18 protein-coding genes are annotated in these 15,514 nt (G+C 69.2%); 11 read left to right on the forward strand and 7 right to left on the reverse strand.

Annotation, left to right across the window (positions count from 1 at the left end; genetic code table 11):
- The first annotated feature begins 7 nt into the window (after positions 1 to 7).
- Positions 8 to 1,501: a right-handed parallel beta-helix repeat-containing protein gene (locus ACLQ28_RS18020; protein WP_425687432.1), complete on the forward strand. Its 1,494-nt coding sequence runs from the start codon at positions 8 to 10 to the stop codon at positions 1,499 to 1,501.
- A 122-nt stretch (positions 1,502 to 1,623) separates the two neighbouring features.
- Complete coding sequence (locus ACLQ28_RS18025) at positions 1,624 to 2,370, forward strand: hypothetical protein (protein WP_425687433.1); 747 nt, start codon at positions 1,624 to 1,626, stop codon at positions 2,368 to 2,370.
- Here the strand turns inward: ACLQ28_RS18025 and ACLQ28_RS18030 are convergent.
- Positions 2,321 to 2,710 carry a hypothetical protein gene (locus tag ACLQ28_RS18030; RefSeq protein WP_425687434.1) on the reverse strand — a complete coding sequence of 130 codons (390 nt, stop codon included), beginning with the start codon at positions 2,708 to 2,710 and terminating at the stop codon, positions 2,321 to 2,323. The two genes, ACLQ28_RS18025 and ACLQ28_RS18030, sit on opposite strands and share 50 nt — an antisense overlap.
- 268 nt (positions 2,711 to 2,978) lie before the next feature.
- Between ACLQ28_RS18030 and ACLQ28_RS18035 the strand changes: the two genes are divergently transcribed.
- Positions 2,979 to 3,143, forward strand: a complete 165-nt coding sequence (locus ACLQ28_RS18035; protein WP_425687435.1) for a hypothetical protein — start codon at positions 2,979 to 2,981, stop codon at positions 3,141 to 3,143.
- The gene (locus tag ACLQ28_RS18040) at positions 3,086 to 3,328 is read left to right on the forward strand and encodes a hypothetical protein (RefSeq protein WP_425687594.1); all 243 of its coding nucleotides are present in this window, start codon (positions 3,086 to 3,088) and stop codon (positions 3,326 to 3,328) included. Before ACLQ28_RS18035 ends, ACLQ28_RS18040 begins: the two co-directional genes overlap by 58 nt.
- Positions 3,329 to 3,388: 60 nt before the next feature.
- Here the strand turns inward: ACLQ28_RS18040 and ACLQ28_RS18045 are convergent, their stop codons facing one another.
- Complete coding sequence (locus ACLQ28_RS18045; RefSeq protein WP_425687436.1) at positions 3,389 to 3,865, reverse strand: YfbM family protein; 477 nt, start codon at positions 3,863 to 3,865, stop codon at positions 3,389 to 3,391.
- A gap of 165 nt (positions 3,866 to 4,030) precedes the next feature.
- Between ACLQ28_RS18045 and ACLQ28_RS18050 the strand changes: the two genes are divergently transcribed.
- From ACLQ28_RS18050 to ACLQ28_RS18075, 6 genes are all read left to right on the forward strand, one after another.
- Positions 4,031 to 4,969 carry an NAD-dependent epimerase/dehydratase family protein gene (locus tag ACLQ28_RS18050; protein WP_425687437.1) on the forward strand — a complete coding sequence of 313 codons (939 nt, stop codon included), beginning with the start codon at positions 4,031 to 4,033 and terminating at the stop codon, positions 4,967 to 4,969.
- 413 nt (positions 4,970 to 5,382) lie between these two features.
- Positions 5,383 to 5,616 (forward strand): hypothetical protein, encoded by a 234-nt coding sequence (locus ACLQ28_RS18055; protein ID WP_425687438.1) that lies wholly within the window; start codon positions 5,383 to 5,385, stop codon positions 5,614 to 5,616.
- Positions 5,616 to 5,960: an ArsR/SmtB family transcription factor gene (locus ACLQ28_RS18060; protein WP_425687595.1), complete on the forward strand. Its 345-nt coding sequence runs from the start codon at positions 5,616 to 5,618 to the stop codon at positions 5,958 to 5,960. The genes ACLQ28_RS18055 and ACLQ28_RS18060 overlap by 1 nt, the downstream gene beginning before the upstream one ends.
- Positions 5,960 to 6,676, forward strand: a complete 717-nt coding sequence (locus tag ACLQ28_RS18065) for a cation transporter (RefSeq protein ID WP_425687439.1) — start codon at positions 5,960 to 5,962, stop codon at positions 6,674 to 6,676. Before ACLQ28_RS18060 ends, ACLQ28_RS18065 begins: the two co-directional genes overlap by 1 nt.
- Before the next feature lie 37 nt (positions 6,677 to 6,713).
- Positions 6,714 to 7,256 (forward strand): hypothetical protein, encoded by a 543-nt coding sequence (locus ACLQ28_RS18070; RefSeq protein ID WP_425687440.1) that lies wholly within the window; start codon positions 6,714 to 6,716, stop codon positions 7,254 to 7,256.
- Between the two features lie 564 nt (positions 7,257 to 7,820).
- A complete protein-coding gene (locus ACLQ28_RS18075; protein ID WP_425687441.1) occupies positions 7,821 to 8,435 on the forward strand; it encodes a hypothetical protein in 615 nt (204 codons plus the stop codon).
- A 20-nt stretch (positions 8,436 to 8,455) separates the two neighbouring features.
- Here the strand turns inward: ACLQ28_RS18075 and ACLQ28_RS18080 are convergent, their stop codons facing one another.
- Positions 8,456 to 8,728 carry a hypothetical protein gene (locus ACLQ28_RS18080; protein ID WP_425687442.1) on the reverse strand — a complete coding sequence of 91 codons (273 nt, stop codon included), beginning with the start codon at positions 8,726 to 8,728 and terminating at the stop codon, positions 8,456 to 8,458.
- Positions 8,729 to 8,894: 166 nt separating this feature from the next.
- On the opposite strand from ACLQ28_RS18080, the gene ACLQ28_RS18085 reads away from it, so the two are divergent.
- Positions 8,895 to 9,707 (forward strand): NAD(+)/NADH kinase, encoded by an 813-nt coding sequence (locus ACLQ28_RS18085; RefSeq protein ID WP_425687443.1) that lies wholly within the window; start codon positions 8,895 to 8,897, stop codon positions 9,705 to 9,707.
- Between the two features lie 80 nt (positions 9,708 to 9,787).
- Here ACLQ28_RS18085 and ACLQ28_RS18090 read toward each other — a convergent pair whose 3' ends face one another.
- The 4 genes from ACLQ28_RS18090 to ACLQ28_RS18105 all read right to left on the reverse strand — a co-directional run bounded on the left by ACLQ28_RS18090 (position 9,788) and on the right by ACLQ28_RS18105 (position 15,219).
- Positions 9,788 to 10,816: an NAD-dependent epimerase/dehydratase family protein gene (locus ACLQ28_RS18090; protein WP_425687444.1), complete on the reverse strand. Its 1,029-nt coding sequence runs from the start codon at positions 10,814 to 10,816 to the stop codon at positions 9,788 to 9,790.
- Entirely contained in the window at positions 10,813 to 13,389 is a 2,577-nt protein-coding gene (locus ACLQ28_RS18095) for an alpha/beta fold hydrolase (protein ID WP_425687445.1), read from the reverse strand. Before ACLQ28_RS18095 ends, ACLQ28_RS18090 begins: the two co-directional genes overlap by 4 nt.
- Positions 13,386 to 14,354: a 3-oxoacyl-ACP synthase III gene (locus ACLQ28_RS18100; protein WP_425687446.1), complete on the reverse strand. Its 969-nt coding sequence runs from the start codon at positions 14,352 to 14,354 to the stop codon at positions 13,386 to 13,388. Before ACLQ28_RS18100 ends, ACLQ28_RS18095 begins: the two co-directional genes overlap by 4 nt.
- A gap of 685 nt (positions 14,355 to 15,039) precedes the next feature.
- A complete protein-coding gene (locus ACLQ28_RS18105) occupies positions 15,040 to 15,219 on the reverse strand; it encodes a hypothetical protein (RefSeq protein ID WP_425687447.1) in 180 nt (59 codons plus the stop codon).
- Between the last annotated feature and the right edge of the window lie 295 nt (positions 15,220 to 15,514).

Consider the following 15,514-nt stretch of genomic DNA (forward strand, 5'->3'; position numbering starts at 1 on the left):
GGAATCGATGATGAGTGCTCGGAATTTCGGCCGACGGGCGTTGCTTGCAGGGGTGCCGGTGGTAGCCGGCGCGGCGGTGCTGGCACAGCCCTCCCTGGCTGGTGCGGCTCCTGCCGCTGCCGTATTGGCAGGCGCGGTATCGCCAGCGGATTTCGGCGCGATCGGCGACGGTGTCGCGGACGACACGCAGGCGCTGAACGACGCGCTCACCGGGGCCCAGGTGATCGACTTCGGCGGGCCGGAAAAGGTCTACCGCATCACGGCGGAACTGGGCCTGGATAAATCCGCACCGAGGGTGCTGATGGGGCAGGGTGCGACGATACGCGCGGGTGCGCCGGTGAACTTGCTGCGTGCGAAAAACGCGGCGCACACGCTGCGCGGTTTGCGGTTCGACGGCAACGGTCAGCCCGAGGGAGCGGGGGTGATCGTGGAGTCCGCCGTCGGTTTGACCATCGAGCGGTGCGAGTTTATCGACACGGCGCGCTCCGCGATCGTGGTGAGTGCCGACCGGACGCGGATCGTGGGATGCCGTTTCGACCGCTGCGGGGCGCGCGTTGTCGGGGCCGGTACCGCCAACTACCGCAACACCTTGCTTATCCTCGCTGCGGACCACTGCTCCGTGGTGGACAACGAACTCCTCAACTGCCGCTGGGGCGTCTACTTCCGGGGTGAGGCCGCAGCGACGGGTATCAATTTCTACGAGTGCCGGGGCAACAAGATCGTTTGTGTCGGCGAGACGACCGAGACCGATCTCCAGGGGATCTCCAACGCGTACGGACGCGGCGGCAGGATCGAGAACAACACCATCATCGGGTTCGTGGACAACAGCATCGACTGCTTTGGCTGCCGGGACATGGCGATCGTGGGAAACAGCACCCACGGCGGCAAGGATGGCGTGTTCATCGGCGACGAAGCCAGCAGCAACATCACCATTACCGGCAACGTCTTCAGCAGCCCGAAGAAGGGCGTACGGGTCAACAGCCAGCTGGACAACAGGCTGATCGCGGGCGTGGTGATCACGGGCAACACGGTGTCGAACCCGAGCGAGGCCGGGTTCGGTGTCTACGGCGGGCGGATAGATGCCAAGCCGCCATCCCAGGTCACCGGTATCACCATCGCGGACAACAGCGTTCACCTCGCCCCAGGAGCCTACGGTGTGCAGATCGACACCGCCGAGGTGTCCCGGGTCAGTGGGAACCGGATCTACCGGTCGGGCAAGGAGGGCATCCTGCTGACGAACGTTGATCTGATCGAGGTCATTGACAACACCGTGCAGGATGCCTCGAACGACGTGCGGAACACGTTGAACGCGATCAACGTGATCAACTCTGACCGCGTGCTGGTACGCGACAACCTGGTGTACGGCTCCGCCAAGTACGCGGTCGGCATCTCCACCGGTGCGGGCATGACGGTGAGCGGCACCCGTTGGCGCTCGATGGGCACCGGCGGTCTGAACGTCACCGCGCCGAACGCCACGCTCGCCGACAACATCGGGCTCTGACGGTCGCGGAGAGAGCCGCTTCCCGTCCGCCGAGGACGGGGAGCGGCCCACCGGAATCCGCTGCTACGGGTCGCGGGACCTAGACTGTCGTCGCCGGTCTGGCTGAGGCACTTGAGGTTGCGGTGAGTTTTTCCCTATACATCTGGCACGAGGACAAACCGGTCACTGCGGCCGAGGCGCGAGCAAAGCTGGAGCGCTGGGGCCACGGCGGACAGGAATCGTTCGCCGCGCACCCCGCGGTGGGGCGGTTCTATGACGCACTGCTCGATCGCTTCCCGCCGCTGGAGAGTCTCGGCGATGATGACATCGACCGGCTCGGAGTATGGAGCATGACTCCCGAGCGTTCCGACGCGATCGTGGCCGTCTCGTGCGTCTGGTCGCGAGCGGAAGAGGTTGGTAGCGCCGTCCTGACGCTCGCCGCCGAGCACGGCCTCGTCTGCTACGAACCGGGCTACCACGTCGTAAACCCGAACGCGCCGGGCCACGCAGCGCCCTTCACGCTCTCGTCGCAAAGCTTACCGACGATGCCTGACCCCGACGCGCGCCGATTGGAATGGATCATCGGCCAGGTCCGCAAGAACAACGGATACGTACTTCTCGAACGCGCCGACGGATGGTTCGTCCAGGTTGGCTACGGCGACGCTGCCGGAGTACCCGCCGGGACATACGCACTGGAGTATCAGGAAGGTTCCATCGACCGACACTTCCGCTGCCAGACCACCGACCGTGAGGCAGCCCTGCGGCTCTTGCAGGAGTTCCGAGCCGGCGACGAGAGATGGAAGCGCCGTCACCTGTGGAGAGCGGAGCCACGCCGCATCGCTACAACTCGAACCAATCTCCCGCGCGGGCAGGATCACCGGTGCGGATAAACTCCTCGACCACCTGCCAGGCGCGATCGAGATCCAGCACGAAGCCGGCGCTGAACTCAACCAGGTCGTCCATCACCAGGGCTTCCGCACTCGATTCCCCGGGCTCATCCGCGACCAGCAGTGACATGGCGCCCGTACCCGACATGAGATGGATGACCGCCGCAGACCCCAGGAAACCCAGCGCGCATACAGGGAACTTGGCATCGCCCCGGACCTCAAGGTAACCCTGCCCCTGGGCACGCAACTCACTGAACCGCTCTACAAGGTCAGCGACACCCGAGCGCTCAGTCGAAACGAACGTCCCAGACGTCTGGGACGAAGCGCTCCACGAGATGTCCACCCTGCCTCCTCCTCAACGGCCCCCGCGGCTTCGGCTTCGGCGAACCCCCAAGGTTCGCCGCAGACCGAGGGCGCGAGTCCGATTGCGACCGCGGAGGTAGGCCAGGTTGCCACGGGCGCCCTCGCTGACAACCATCGACCCGACAAGCTCCCTGTTCTTACCGCGATGCGATGCGCACGTGCTCCGCCGCCGATGGACGAGGAGGGCGAGATCGTCGCGCCGGATGGCGGCGACTGAACTGGGCAATCGGGCGACGTACGCTCGCGCGATGAGCAACCTGTCCGACGAGTCGGCGTCGGCCATCCCGGTCTATCGGCAGGTCGTCGAGCAGATCCGGTTCTGGTCGGGAGCGGCGGGCTGCGGCCTGGCGAGTGCCTGCCACCGGTCCGGCCACTCGCAGACAATCCCGGCGCCAACCGGAACACCGTGGTGAAGGCGTACGCCACGTTGCGCGAGATGGGAATGATCGAAACCCGCAGTGCGTCCGGGACGCTGATCGCAACGCCGCCGACTGCAGTGCAGCAGGCACCGGCGTTGCGGGACGCGGCGCTGGCGGCGCTGCACGGCGGAATATCTCAGGAGCAGGTGCGCGACGCTGCGTACGCGAACGCTCCTTGACCCGAGCAGCATGCCAGAACGGCTCGCACCTAAGGGGCAGATGAACTGCCTGATCTTGATTCAGGTGGCGGTGAAGATTACTGAGCGATCCGCCGTGGCGGCCCGATCGTAGAACGTCTGAACATCAACGAAGTTGTTCCAGGTGTACTCAAAATCTTCGTCGTCCTGGGCACCGTCGTAGTTGCGGCGATCGATCGCATTGAAGCGGCGGCGTAGCCAGGTTCGGTCGACAGATCGCAGGGCGTCGGCCACATCTCTCACCTCGGCGGCGCTCACGTATACGACGTAACAGTCATCGTGGAGGTGCCGGCCACCGAGCACCGCGTGGGACCACGGATACAAGCCGCCGTCTGGGTCGAGCGTGCCATCGGCCAGGCAGCGGTGGATCGCGTCCCAGGCTTTGTCGGTGTCTACCGTCAAAGCGCCGTCGTCCCGAGACTCCTCTATCGCCTCAAGGAACTCGCCCACCTTGTCGTCGTCTGCCGCTAGCAGCAAGCGCTCCTGCTCGGATGTAATGGCGAAGTGCACCCCTAACATGCCGGCGATCCTACGGGGCGTGCACTGCACGCTGCGGGACGACTATGCCGACGCCTCGGGGGCGGTCACGCTTCGTGGCGCTCGATTCGCGGCAGAAGAGTGTGTTTGTACCTGCCGCACCCCTCTGCTGGTTGGTCGCGGGGTGCAGGGCATCATGGCGGCGAAGTGATCGGACGACGACGGGAGCAGTTGATGGCCATGCCGACCCTGCTGGTGACCGGTGGTGCCGGATTCGTGGGAAGCCACCTGATCCGTCGACTGCTGCAGGATTCTCCGCAGGCACGGGTTGTCTCGGTCGACAACTACTTCACCGGCACCGTCGACAACCACATCGCGGACGAGCGGGTCACGTACGTGCACGCCAGCACGGCCGACATCGCCACGGTGTGGAGCGAGCACGGGTTCGCCGCTCCGCAGACCGTTTACCACCTGGGCGAATACTCCCGCATTGTGCAGTCGTTCGAAGACCACGACCTGACGTGGGAGTTCAACCTGCGCGGCACCAAGGAAATCGTCAAGTTCGCCCACATTCACGGCGCCAAACTCGTCTACGCCGGCTCCAGCTCCAAGTTCGGCAACGATGGGCAGGACGAGCGGCTCAACCCGTACGCGTGGACCAAGGCGAAGAACGTTGAGTACCTGGCCAACTTCGCCGACTGGTTCGGGCTGGACTACGTCGTCACGTACTTCTACAACGTCTATGGCCCCGGCCAGATCAGGAGCGGCAAGTACGCGACCGTCATCGGTATTTTCGAGCGCCGTTACGAGCTGGGCGAGCCACTGCCCGTGGTTGCCCCGGGCACGCAGACGCGGGACTTCACGCACGTCGACGACATCGTGTCCGGGATCGTGCTTTGCGCCGAGCGTGGCTCGGGTGACGGCTACCTGCTGGGCACCGGCCGCGAATGGGAGATCCGCGAGGTTGCCGCGCTGTTCGGCGGCGAGATCGAGATGGTGCCGGCGCTGCCTGGGGAGCGAGTGCGAGGGCGCGCCGACACCGCCAAGGCACGCGGCCTCGGCTGGGCCCCGCGACACACCCTCGACGGGTACGTCGCCACGTTCAAGGCCACGCAGCCGGCGAACGTTCTGAACACATCGAGGTAGCAGTCACGAACGCGACCTGCTCTTGGACCCGGATTGTCAACGCCCGCGCCGGGCTCACCGGCCGCGGTCTCGGTGCCTTGGTCCAGCCGACCAAACACACCCTCATCGACATGTCCGGTCGTCCGTCAGGTCCACTCCTGGTGACCGGTGCAGCGCGTGCATTGGGCCAGATGTGCGTACCGGTGATCGTGGCAGGCGTGGGTGTGATCCGCGGTGCTGGCGGTCCTACCCCAGAACGCGCCGGATCCGGGACGGCCATCACGATGACGCTACGTCAGGCCGGTGTGGCGCGCTCGGCGTCGCCGTGCTCGGCAGCCTCCTCTCGCAGGTCTACCTCGACCGGCTCGATGTCAGCGGACTACCCGCGCAAGCGGCGGACGTCGCACGCGACCCGATCGCCGGCGCCTTTGCGCGTGTCCACTCTCGCCGGCGCCGTCGGCGTGGCCGCCCGCGTCGGTAATCCGGCACCGGCCAGCAGCGCCCAGAGCGCCTATATCGAGGGCATGCAGCTCATCCTGATGGTGTGCGCCGCCATCACCGTGGTCGGGGCCGTCCTGACGGTCATCCTCAGGCCAGGGCGGACCGCGCTGCCGGTGACCAGGATCGACTGGCCAAATAGTTCAGCATCCTGTTTATTCATCGCATGATGTACTGTCGGGTGGTGGAGATTCTGACGCATGGGCAGGTGCTGGCCCGCTTCGGTCACGCCCTGTCCGACCCGGTCCGCGCCCGGCTTCTGCTCGCTCTGCGCGAGGGGCCCGGCTACCCGGCGGACCTCGCCGACCTGCTGGGCACGAGCCGACAGAACCTGTCCAACCACCTGGCGTGCTTGCGGGGCTGCGGCCTCGTCGTCGCGGTGCCAGAGGGTCGCCGTAGCCGCTACGAGCTCGCTGACGCGCGCCTCGCGCACGCCCTCGGGGACCTGCTCGGCCTGGTCCTGGCCGTCGATCCGGCCGCCTGCCCGGCCGCCGAGCCCGAGGGGTGCTGCTGATGAACGCGCCACTTCCGCTGATGTCGGTTGGCCCGTCACCGGCCCGCCGCTCGATCCTGATCCGGCGGGTGCGCCTGTTCGTCGCCGCGACGATCACCTACAACGTGGCCGAGGCGGTCATCGCCATCAGCGCCGGGAGGATGGCCTCCTCGACCGCGCTGATCGGGTTCGGGCTCGACTCCGTCATCGAGGTGGCCTCCGCCGCCGCCGTGGCCTGGCAGTTCTCCGGCCCCGACCACGAACGCCGGGAACGCGCCGCGCTGCGTGTCATCGCGCTGTCGTTCTTCGCTCTGGCCGCGTACGTGTCCGTCGAGTCGGTGCGCGCGCTCGTCGGCGCGGACCGCGCGGAGCACTCCACGATCGGTCTGGTCCTGGCCGCGGTGTCCCTGGCGGTGATGCCGGTCCTGTCGGCCGCGCAACGCCGCGCGGGACGTGAACTCGGGTCGGCCTCGGCCGTCGCGGACTCCAAGCAGACCCTGCTGTGCACGTACCTCTCGGCGGTGCTGTTGGTCGGTTTGGCGGTCAACTCGCTGTTCGGCTGGTGGTGGGCCGATCCCGCCGCCGCGTTGGTCATCGCCGCGGTCGCGGTGAAGGAAGGCCGCGAAGCCTGGCGCGGCGACAGTTGCTGCACTCCCGGCACTGCCCTGCGCTCCCCCGCCGCGGGCGCCGACGCCAACGGGTGCGACGACGGGTGCTGCACCACCGACAACCGCTGAGCGGTGATCCTCGATGCTGACCGGGTATTTTTCCGGCGTGACCGAGTACGCGACTCTGCTGCACGCCTACGGCCTCGCCGTGGACACCCCCGGCCATCTGGCGGCGCTCGCCGGCGACGACCCGGCGGCCCGCGCGAGGGCGCTCGAGCACCTGTGGTCGGCGATCATCCACCAGGGAACGCCGTGGACCGCAACCCCGCCGGCCGCCCTCGAGGTGGCCGCGCTGCTCGCCGACCCACTGGTGACCGATCCCGACCTGCGTGCCGAATTGCTCAACTTCCTCGCCGCGGTGGCCGAGGCGGGCAGCATCACGGACAGGGACCTGTCCGAGCCGGACTTCGACGTGGACGCCGCTCTGGCCCAGGCGCTCGACGATGGCGACGAGGAGGCGATCTGGGAGGACGGGCGGCTGCAGGGCGCCCTCTACGTCCGGGCCGTGCGCGGTTGCCGGCAGATCGTGCCGGCGTTGCTGGCCACGGCCACCGCGGCGTTGTCCGATCCGTCCCCGCAGGTCCAGACCGCGGCCGCGCACACGATCGGCGCCTGCGGTGGGGTAACGCTTCTCGCCCCGAGAAGTTGAACCGGGCGTCCGGGCCGGACGAGCGGACCGCCGTGGTCCTGGCCATCGGCGCGGCGCATCGCCACCGTCTGCACGATCCTCATCCGGCGGTACGCGCCCGCGTCGCTCTCGCTCCCCCGCTGGCCGGCGAGCCCGCCGCGACGGCCGAACTGCCAGCGGTCCTGGACGCACCCGGACGACGTCGGCTGCTGATCAAGGGTGGTGTCAGCGTGGCGCGGCCCATCCACCGACGTACGGCGCCGGCGCTGCAAGCGCGATACCGCGCGTCCCCAGCGGGTCGATGCGGGGCTCGGTGACTCTGGAGTTGACCGTCCCGGAGCTCAAGCGGCGCGATCTGGGTCTGGGAAGCCACCGTGGACACCCCTTCCCCGCAGTCCCCATCGCGGACGTGGGCTCGGCGGCACCCATGCCGGCCACGTCCCCGTGGCGTCGACCGCGAAGGAGCCGAACGGTGGGTGGGAATCTGCCTAAGAGAAGCAAACATCAATAGCATCGGGGAGTCAGCGGTGCGTTGCAAGGCCGCGCCGCCGGAGCCAGGACGACAACCACAACGGAGAAACGGGGATGTCTCAGCAAGCCGTTACGCGCAACCGAAGATCGTCGCTCACCGTCTCGGACAACCGCTGGTTGTTCGCAGCCTTCCTGCTCACGATGGCGTTGAGCGCCGCGCTGCTGTTCCTACCGCTGGCCGAGGGCGCCGAGCGCACCGGCGTCGGCGCGCCCACGGAGGCAGGTCAGCCTGCCGGGACGGTGGAAACCACGGACCGAGAGAGCCTGCTAGAGGTCGCCGGTTGGGGTATGGCCGCCCTGCTCCTGATCCCGGTGGCGGTGGCCGCCGCCCCGCTGGTCACGCCAAGGCGCGCGCGGCGGCCGGTGGCGATCGCCTCGGCCTCGGTGCTCGGCATCAGCGTCATCCTCGGTGCGGCCTCGGTGGGCCTCTTCTATCTGCCCAGCGCGATCTTGATGGTCGTTGGTGCGATTCGGCAGCGCGACCGCGCAGCCGTCCGAGGTGATCACGCCGGGCCCGGTCCCCTGATGTCCCGTTCGCATATTCAGCCCCATTCCCGTCCCACGGGCTGGGCCAGACAGCCGTTCCCCGGCCGACCCGAGAGCGCTCGGCCTGCCGGCCGACGTCGCCGAACCGGGACAGTCCCCGCCCGCACAACGTTGAGCCGGTGACAGGACGGGCAGGAGCCGGTTCACGCGTACTGGGCCACTGGATCGTCCTGTGCCGTGGCCTGGCGGGCGTGGTGCCTGTGGTGGGTGAGCAGGAAGACGAGCAGCCCGAGCAGGGTCATCAAGGCGCCAACCACGGCCAGCACCGGGTAGTGGGGGGTGCGGTCCAGGACGAGGCCGCCGACCGCGGAGCCCAGGGCGACTCCTCCGTTGAACGAGGCGGCAGCGAGGGCGGAGACCAGGGCGGACGCGGTGCCGGCGAGGTACAGGACGTAGGACTGCAGCGGGGGCACCATGCTCTGGGCCCAGTCGGACCGGCCCGAATTGGCCGTGAACCGCGGGTGCCGCCACGTCCACTGAGCCTCGCTTCGGTCGTTGGGCCACGCTGGAGCATGGCACTGATAGGGAACTCTCCTGCGCGGACTGGCCGTAGCCGTCGAAGCCGACGCACCGGTTCTCGGCGTGAAGGCCGGCCGGGTCGGCTTCCTCACCCCGTTCGCCGCGACGGACCTGCCGAGGGTGCTCAGCGCCGCCCTCGCCGGACGCGCACCCACCCAGGAACGCATGCTGCTCACCCTGCGGGCGTCGCGGCCGCTGCAGGTCCCACCGGAGCTGCGGACCTTGCTGCGGTACGGCCGCGGTCCCGATCCCGTCCCGCCCCTTCCCCGGCCGAGCACGCTAGACGAGGTGGGTTGGGGTGTCCCGTTGGGCCTGAACGCCCTCAACGACGTCGTGTTCGAGAAACTCGGCCGAGACCGGCAGACCAGCGTGGCGGTGTACCTGTCCGGGCGGCTGTTCGCCACCTATTCCGCCGACGGCGTCCTGGTCGCCTCACCGACGGGTTCCACCGCGTACTCGTTCGCCGCGGGCGGACCGGTCCTGTCGCCGCGGCTCAACGCCCTCGTGTTCACCCCGGTCGCCCCGCACATGGCGTTCAACCGCAGCATGGTCACCGCCCCGGACGAACCCGTGGGCGTGCAGTTGCTCCCGAAATCGGGTCAGGTCGCCGTCGTCGTCGACGGGCGCGTACATGGAATCCTCGACCCCGGCGACTGGGTCTCCGTCTACCCCGCCCGACGCCGCGCGAAGCTCATCGTCGCCGACGTCGACGACTTCTTCGGCCGGCTTCGGGACCAATTTTCCCTGGCCGACGCTCCCGCCGCCCGCGCCGACACCGGTGGCGAACCGCCGCTGCTGGTCAACCGGCCGGACCTACCGGTCCCCGAGGAACTGCAACACCTGCACCTGCCGGCGGAGCAGTCCGGTCCAGTCTGAGCCTTCGTAGCCCTCGCGTGGCCGGCCGTCCTGTTCTGCGGGCGCGTCTGGCGGTGACCGGTCAACCGCCGTCATCATCCTCACCGGGACGGCGGTGTCGCCCCGGGTCCCTGTCGGCGGCCATGAACGCGTTGTTCTTGCCGGTAGGCCAAGGTCAGCTGGGCAAAGCCCTCGTCAAGGGTCACCTTCGGTGACCAGCACAGCGCCTCTCGGGTCCGGCGTTGGTCAAACCAGTGCGCGGTGGACAACTGCTCGGCCAGGAAACGGGTCATGGGCGGTTCTCCGGTGCGCCGAAGTGCCGGCCAGAGACGCTGCACCGCGGCGCCGCCGGTCTTCGCCACTGTCACTGGTACCCGAAACCTCGGCGGCGTCGTCGCGGCGGCGACACAGATCCGTTCGACGAGTTCGCGCACCGTCCGTGGCTCGCCGTTGGTCACCACGAAGGCCTGCCCGTGTACGCCCACCTCGGCTGCCCGGTCGAGCGCGGCGACCAGCGCGTCGGCGGCGTTACTCACGTACGTCGTGTCGATCAGGGCGGCACCCTGGCCGACCAGTGCCAGCCGGCCGGCCCGGGCCCGCTCGACGATCCGGCTCACCAACTGGGTGTCACCCGGTCCCCAGACCAGGTGCGGCCGGAGGGCCACCACGGCGAAGTCGGCCGAGTCGGCGGCCAACGCGAGCAACTCGGCCGAGGCCTTACTGCGGGCGTAGTTGCCCCGCGCCCGGTCCGGGTCAGCCGTGTCGGCGTCGACGCCGACCAGGCCAGCGCCGTGGTGGGCGACCGACGGAGAGGAGACGTGCACGAATCGCGTCACACCTGCGGCTTGGGCGGCGGCGAGCAGGGTGGCCGTGCCGCGAACGTTGGTGTGCGTGAACTGCTGCCGCGGGCCGGTCATCGACACCTTCGCGGCCAGGTGGATCACGGCGTCGACGCCCTCGGCGGCGGCAGCTACGGATCCCGGGTCGGTGATGTCGCCGCGCCGCTCGTCGACGCCGACCAGGCCGCTCTGCCGACGCTGCAGGACGCGGACCTCGTCGCCGCGCGCCCTTAGCGCGGTGGCGACGGCGCCGCCGAGCATGCCGCTGGCACCGGTTACCAGGACTTTCACGGTTTGCTGAGTCCTCCGCCGGCGAGTACTCGCTCCGCCCAGTGACGCAGTCGGGTACGGTCGATCTTCGAGTTGTGCCGGATGTCCGTGGGCAGGTCGGGGACCACCAGCACGGCCGCGATCGGCGGCGTCGCCACGGTGCGTACCGCGTCGATCAGCTCCCGGCTGGCCAGTCGGGCACGGCGGGCCCCGGGCTTGGTCTCGGCGACGACCACCACCTGCGTCACACCGGGTGGTCCCACCCCGACCACCGCGGCCCGTGCGATCTGCGGCAACGACTCGACCTGCTGCTCGATCCCCACCGGGGTGAGCACGCCGTCGGAGGTGACGATGATGTGGGCCAGTCGGCCCTGCACCCAGAGCCGGCCGTCGGAATCGAGGTAGCCGACGTCGCCGGTGCGGTGCCAGCCCGGATTGCGGGAGCTGTTGCGCTCGGTCAGCCACAGCGCGTCGTAGCGGTCCTTGGTGTGCCCGGCCTTGACCAGGATCTCCCCGGTCAGCCCGGGAACGCATCCGGGCTGTTCGGCGGGCGTGCCGGTCGGGTCCAGAGCGGCGATCGCCACCTGGACACCGGGCAATGGCCGACCGACGCAGACACCGTCGCCCGGCTCGGTGTCGGCGATCTCGTCGAGGGTGATGTCGGTGATCGGCAGGACCTCGGTCATGCCGTACGGGGTGTGCGGCTGCGCCTTGGGCATCAGCGCCCGCGTCTGGGTGAGCAGCGCGGCGGGCACCGGCGCACCCGCGCTGAGCAGCAGTGTCACCCCCTCCAATGCGGCGCGCTGACGATCGTCGAGGGCGTCACCGGTGTCGATGACATTGCGGAGCGCGGCCGGTGAGGCGAAGACCGACGCGGCGTCAACCGCGGCGGTCGCCTCGGCGAGAGCGGTGGCGGTCAACGTCCGTGGCGAGGTCACGCTCATGTCCGGGATCGCCGAGGGGGCACCGAGGGCAGGGCCGAAGAGTGCGAACGGCGCGAACGCCGCCACGATCCCGGCGTCGGCATTCACGCCGATGTCGGAGAGCGCGTCTCGCATCGTGGCGAGTTGGCGATGGGTGTAGACCACACCCTTCGCCGGGCCGGTGGAGCCGGAGGTGAACAACACCGCCGCGTCGTCGTCCGGGCCGGGTGGGGCCGGCAGTTCGTCGACGTCGGCGCCGAGGCGGGCGAGCTTGCCCAGGGTCAGCGCGCCCCACGCGGCGGCGCCGGGGCCGGCCCCGATACGCCGTCCGGGCCAGCGCAGGGCGCGGGCGGCGGCGAGTCCACGACCGACGGCGACCAGGTACGCCGGGTCGGCGCTGCGCATCGCCCGGTTCATCCCGGCCAACCCCAGCCCGGGGTCGGCTACCACGATCACCGCACCGATGCGCAGGCACGCGTAGACGGCGGCGGTCAGGTCGGCGCCGGGCGGTACGAGCAGGGCAACCCGATCGCCGGGTCGCACCCCGCAGGCGGAGAGCCCCGCTGCGATCTCTCGGATCCGTTGCCACAGCAGCGCCCAGCTGACCTGCCGGCCGTTCTGCGCCAACTCGACGAGAGCGACCGAGCGGTCCTCGGCCCGCGCTGCCAGCTCGGCCCACAACGGACGCCACGGCGCTGCCGGCTTCGGCGTCGCGGGCAGGCCCGCGGGAGGCCGGCCCAGATCGACGAGCCACTGTGCGACCGCGTCGGCGACGTCGGCGTCCTCGGTGACCAGGTGACCCGCGCCTTCGAAGCGGTGCAGCTGCGCATGCGGCAGCCGCTCCCGCAGATCCCTCAGATGCGCGGCGCCGAAAACGGGATCGCGCGGACCCCAGAGCAGCAGTGTCGGGGTCTGCGCCAACGTGTGCAGGTTCTGCGCGACCCCTTGCAACGCCGGCCAGCTCGGGTGGTCGGCGCGCAGCGGAATGTCGGCGACGAAGCCACCGATCGCGGTCCGCCGGTCCATCGTCCGGTACGCAGCGAGGTATCCCTGCCGGACAGCCTCCGGCAGCCGCGGGTTGGCCAAGGCGAGGGTGGCCTGGAGGAACGTCGGCGTCCGGACGGTCACCGCCGGCAGCACACCGGGCAGCCGGGCCAGGCGGATCAGCACGGGCGCCGCCGAACCGGCAGGCTGGTGCACGGCGGTGTTGGTCAACACGACACCGCGGAGCTGATCGCGGTGACGCAGTGCCCAGCCCAACGAGATGGAGCCGCCCCAGTCGTGCCCGACCGTCACCACCGGCCCGGTCAGTCCCAGCGCGTCGGTGACCGTGCTGAGATCGTCGATCCGCTGCGCCAGCCCGCGTACCGTCCCGGTGCGCTCCGAGAACCCCATGTCCAGGTGGTCGACGGCGATCACTCGCCACGGCGGTGCGTCGGCCTGCGCGAACCGGGCCAACAGGTGCCGCCACAGGTACGACCAGGTGGGGTTGCCGTGCACGCAGAGCAAGGTTCCGACGGGTCGGACCGAGGCGTCGGAGTCGGCCGCAGCGGTGTCCAGGACGTGCCAGGTGCGCTGGATGCCCTGGCTGTCCCGGGCGGTGACAAACCGGGACCAGGCGGGGTTGAGGCCGGGCAGCCCCAGTGGTGGGGCAGCGTGTCGATCGTTCACCAGAGGACTTCCAAGGCGCAGGTGTTCAGGCCGGAGCCGACCCCCATGCAGAGCACCCGGTCACCGGGGTTGAGCGATTCGGCGTGATGGGCCAGGGTCATCGGCAGCGACGCCGGGCCGACGTTTCCCCACAACGGAAAGGTCTCCGGGACCTTTCCAGGGTCGAGGCCGAGCCGGTCGACGACACCACGCGTGTGGGCCACCGAGACCTGGTGCATCACGTAGAGGTCCATGTTCTGCCAGTCCCACGGCCCGGCGTCCGCCCAGGTCGCGGCCGCGAGGGCCACCCCCGCGTCGAGCAGGCCCTTCGCATCGGTACGCATCAGGGTGCCGTTTCCTTCGCACAGTTTGTGATGCTGGGTCGCCGCCCGACCGACTCCACCAACCAGCCGGTGGCCCTGTTTGTGGGTGTCGGCGGCAGCCAGCACCATCGCTGCCGCACCCGAGCCGAGGGTCAGCGTCGCGAACTGCTCGCGCACGTCGTCGCGGGTCGAGTCGGGCCCGCGCAGCCGGTCGATCGTCGCTTGTTGGGCCTCGCGGGAACTCTCCCCCGCCACGATCAGCGCGTACCGGATCTGCCCGGCGTCGATCATGTTGGCCGCGACCTGCATCCCGTTGACGAACCCCAGGCAGGCGTTGGCGATGTCGAAGTTCAGTGCCGACGGCGGCAGCTCCAGGGTGTGGTGGATCGCCGCCGCCGTCGAGGGCTCCAGAAACGCCCGTGACACGGAGGTGTTGAGCAGCAGGCCGACGTCACGCACGTCGACGCCCGCCTCCGACAGCGCCTTGGCCCCGGCAATCGCCGCCGCGTCGGCGAAGCCGAAGCCCTCCGGCCACCAACGCCGCTCCTGGATGCCGGCGATCCGCTGAAGCATCCCCCGACGCAGCCCCAGCCGCCGGAACGTCTCGTCCAACTGCTCGTCGAACTGATCAGAAGTAACGACAACCGGCGCCTCCTGGGCCACCACCGACAATATCGCTGTGTTCCTGTAGCGATACTCAGCGTTGCCCTGCGTCATTTAGCCTCCGCCCGTCACCCATCCCGAGGGCTCGAAGCTATCCACTCGGCCCCCCATCCACCAACAGTCGAAGGGCATCGCGGTGAACATCACTCACCTGCCCACACTCAACCGGCACCTGCACCCGTGAGTGTTCCGTCTCGTTGCGTTGGATGTGCCGGCCGTGCTGCGCCGCATCATCCCCGATTGCACAACCCCAGGTCGCCCTGCGATACAACGCCAGGTTCGCCTGCCCGTTCAGGACGCTGGTCTTTCCCCCGCGGACCTGACTCGCCACAGCATGAGGCCTCGATCTTGCTCGGTGAGGGCAAGGGTTCCGGTGGCACTGCGCAGGGTGTGACCGCACGCTTCTGAGTCAGTGGCGAAGGCGACCCCGGTAAGGCGGCCCGTGTCGTCCCAGGTGCAGACGCGGCCCATCTTGTCGGCGGTACGCAGTCCTTGGTTGTCGGGCAGCCAGACCGCGGAGATGATGCCGGTGGTGTGTCCGATAAAGAGGCGCCATGTTCGCGGTGTAGCGGTCAGGGCCCATCGCGTCAGCGTCGCTGCCGGCGTGGGTGGCAACTCGCGTAGCGCGGTGTGGGCGAGCGCCACGGGGGGCTTGACCCCGGATCTTGGACACGGTGGTGATTAATTACGCCGCGGCCGTAAGGGCAGCGGCGTGGTGTGCTTCGTAGGCGTTCGGGGAGATGTTGCCGCAGGCGGAGTGGCGCCGGCAGGTGTTGTAGCGGTGGGCCCAGCGGAACACGGTGCGGTGGGTGGTGAGCTCGTCGGCGAACGTCGAGGGCTCGCATCCCGAACCCTCGACGCCCATACCAACCCCGATCCGCTGCCGACCATCGACGAGTTCACGCAGGCGCTACGGCCACGGCCCGCTTTTTGACGCGGTCATAACGGCGACCGCGAAGCCGGGTTCGTCGCAAGGAGCGGTGAGCAAGGCTTCCCGGCAACGGGGGTCAGCCGCCGACGTGGATGCCTGGCCTGCGGGCCAGATCCCGCTCGGCGTTCTCCCGGATCTCTCGTACCAGCGTGAGTTGTCGCCCCGGATAGGGCCAGGTCCCGCATCAGGTGCGCGATGGGGCTGCCCTCGGACCACTCGAAATGGGCGT

It is taken from the genome of Micromonospora sp. DT201 (assembly GCF_049841575.1).
Classification (GTDB): Bacteria; Actinomycetota; Actinomycetes; order Mycobacteriales; family Micromonosporaceae; genus Micromonospora.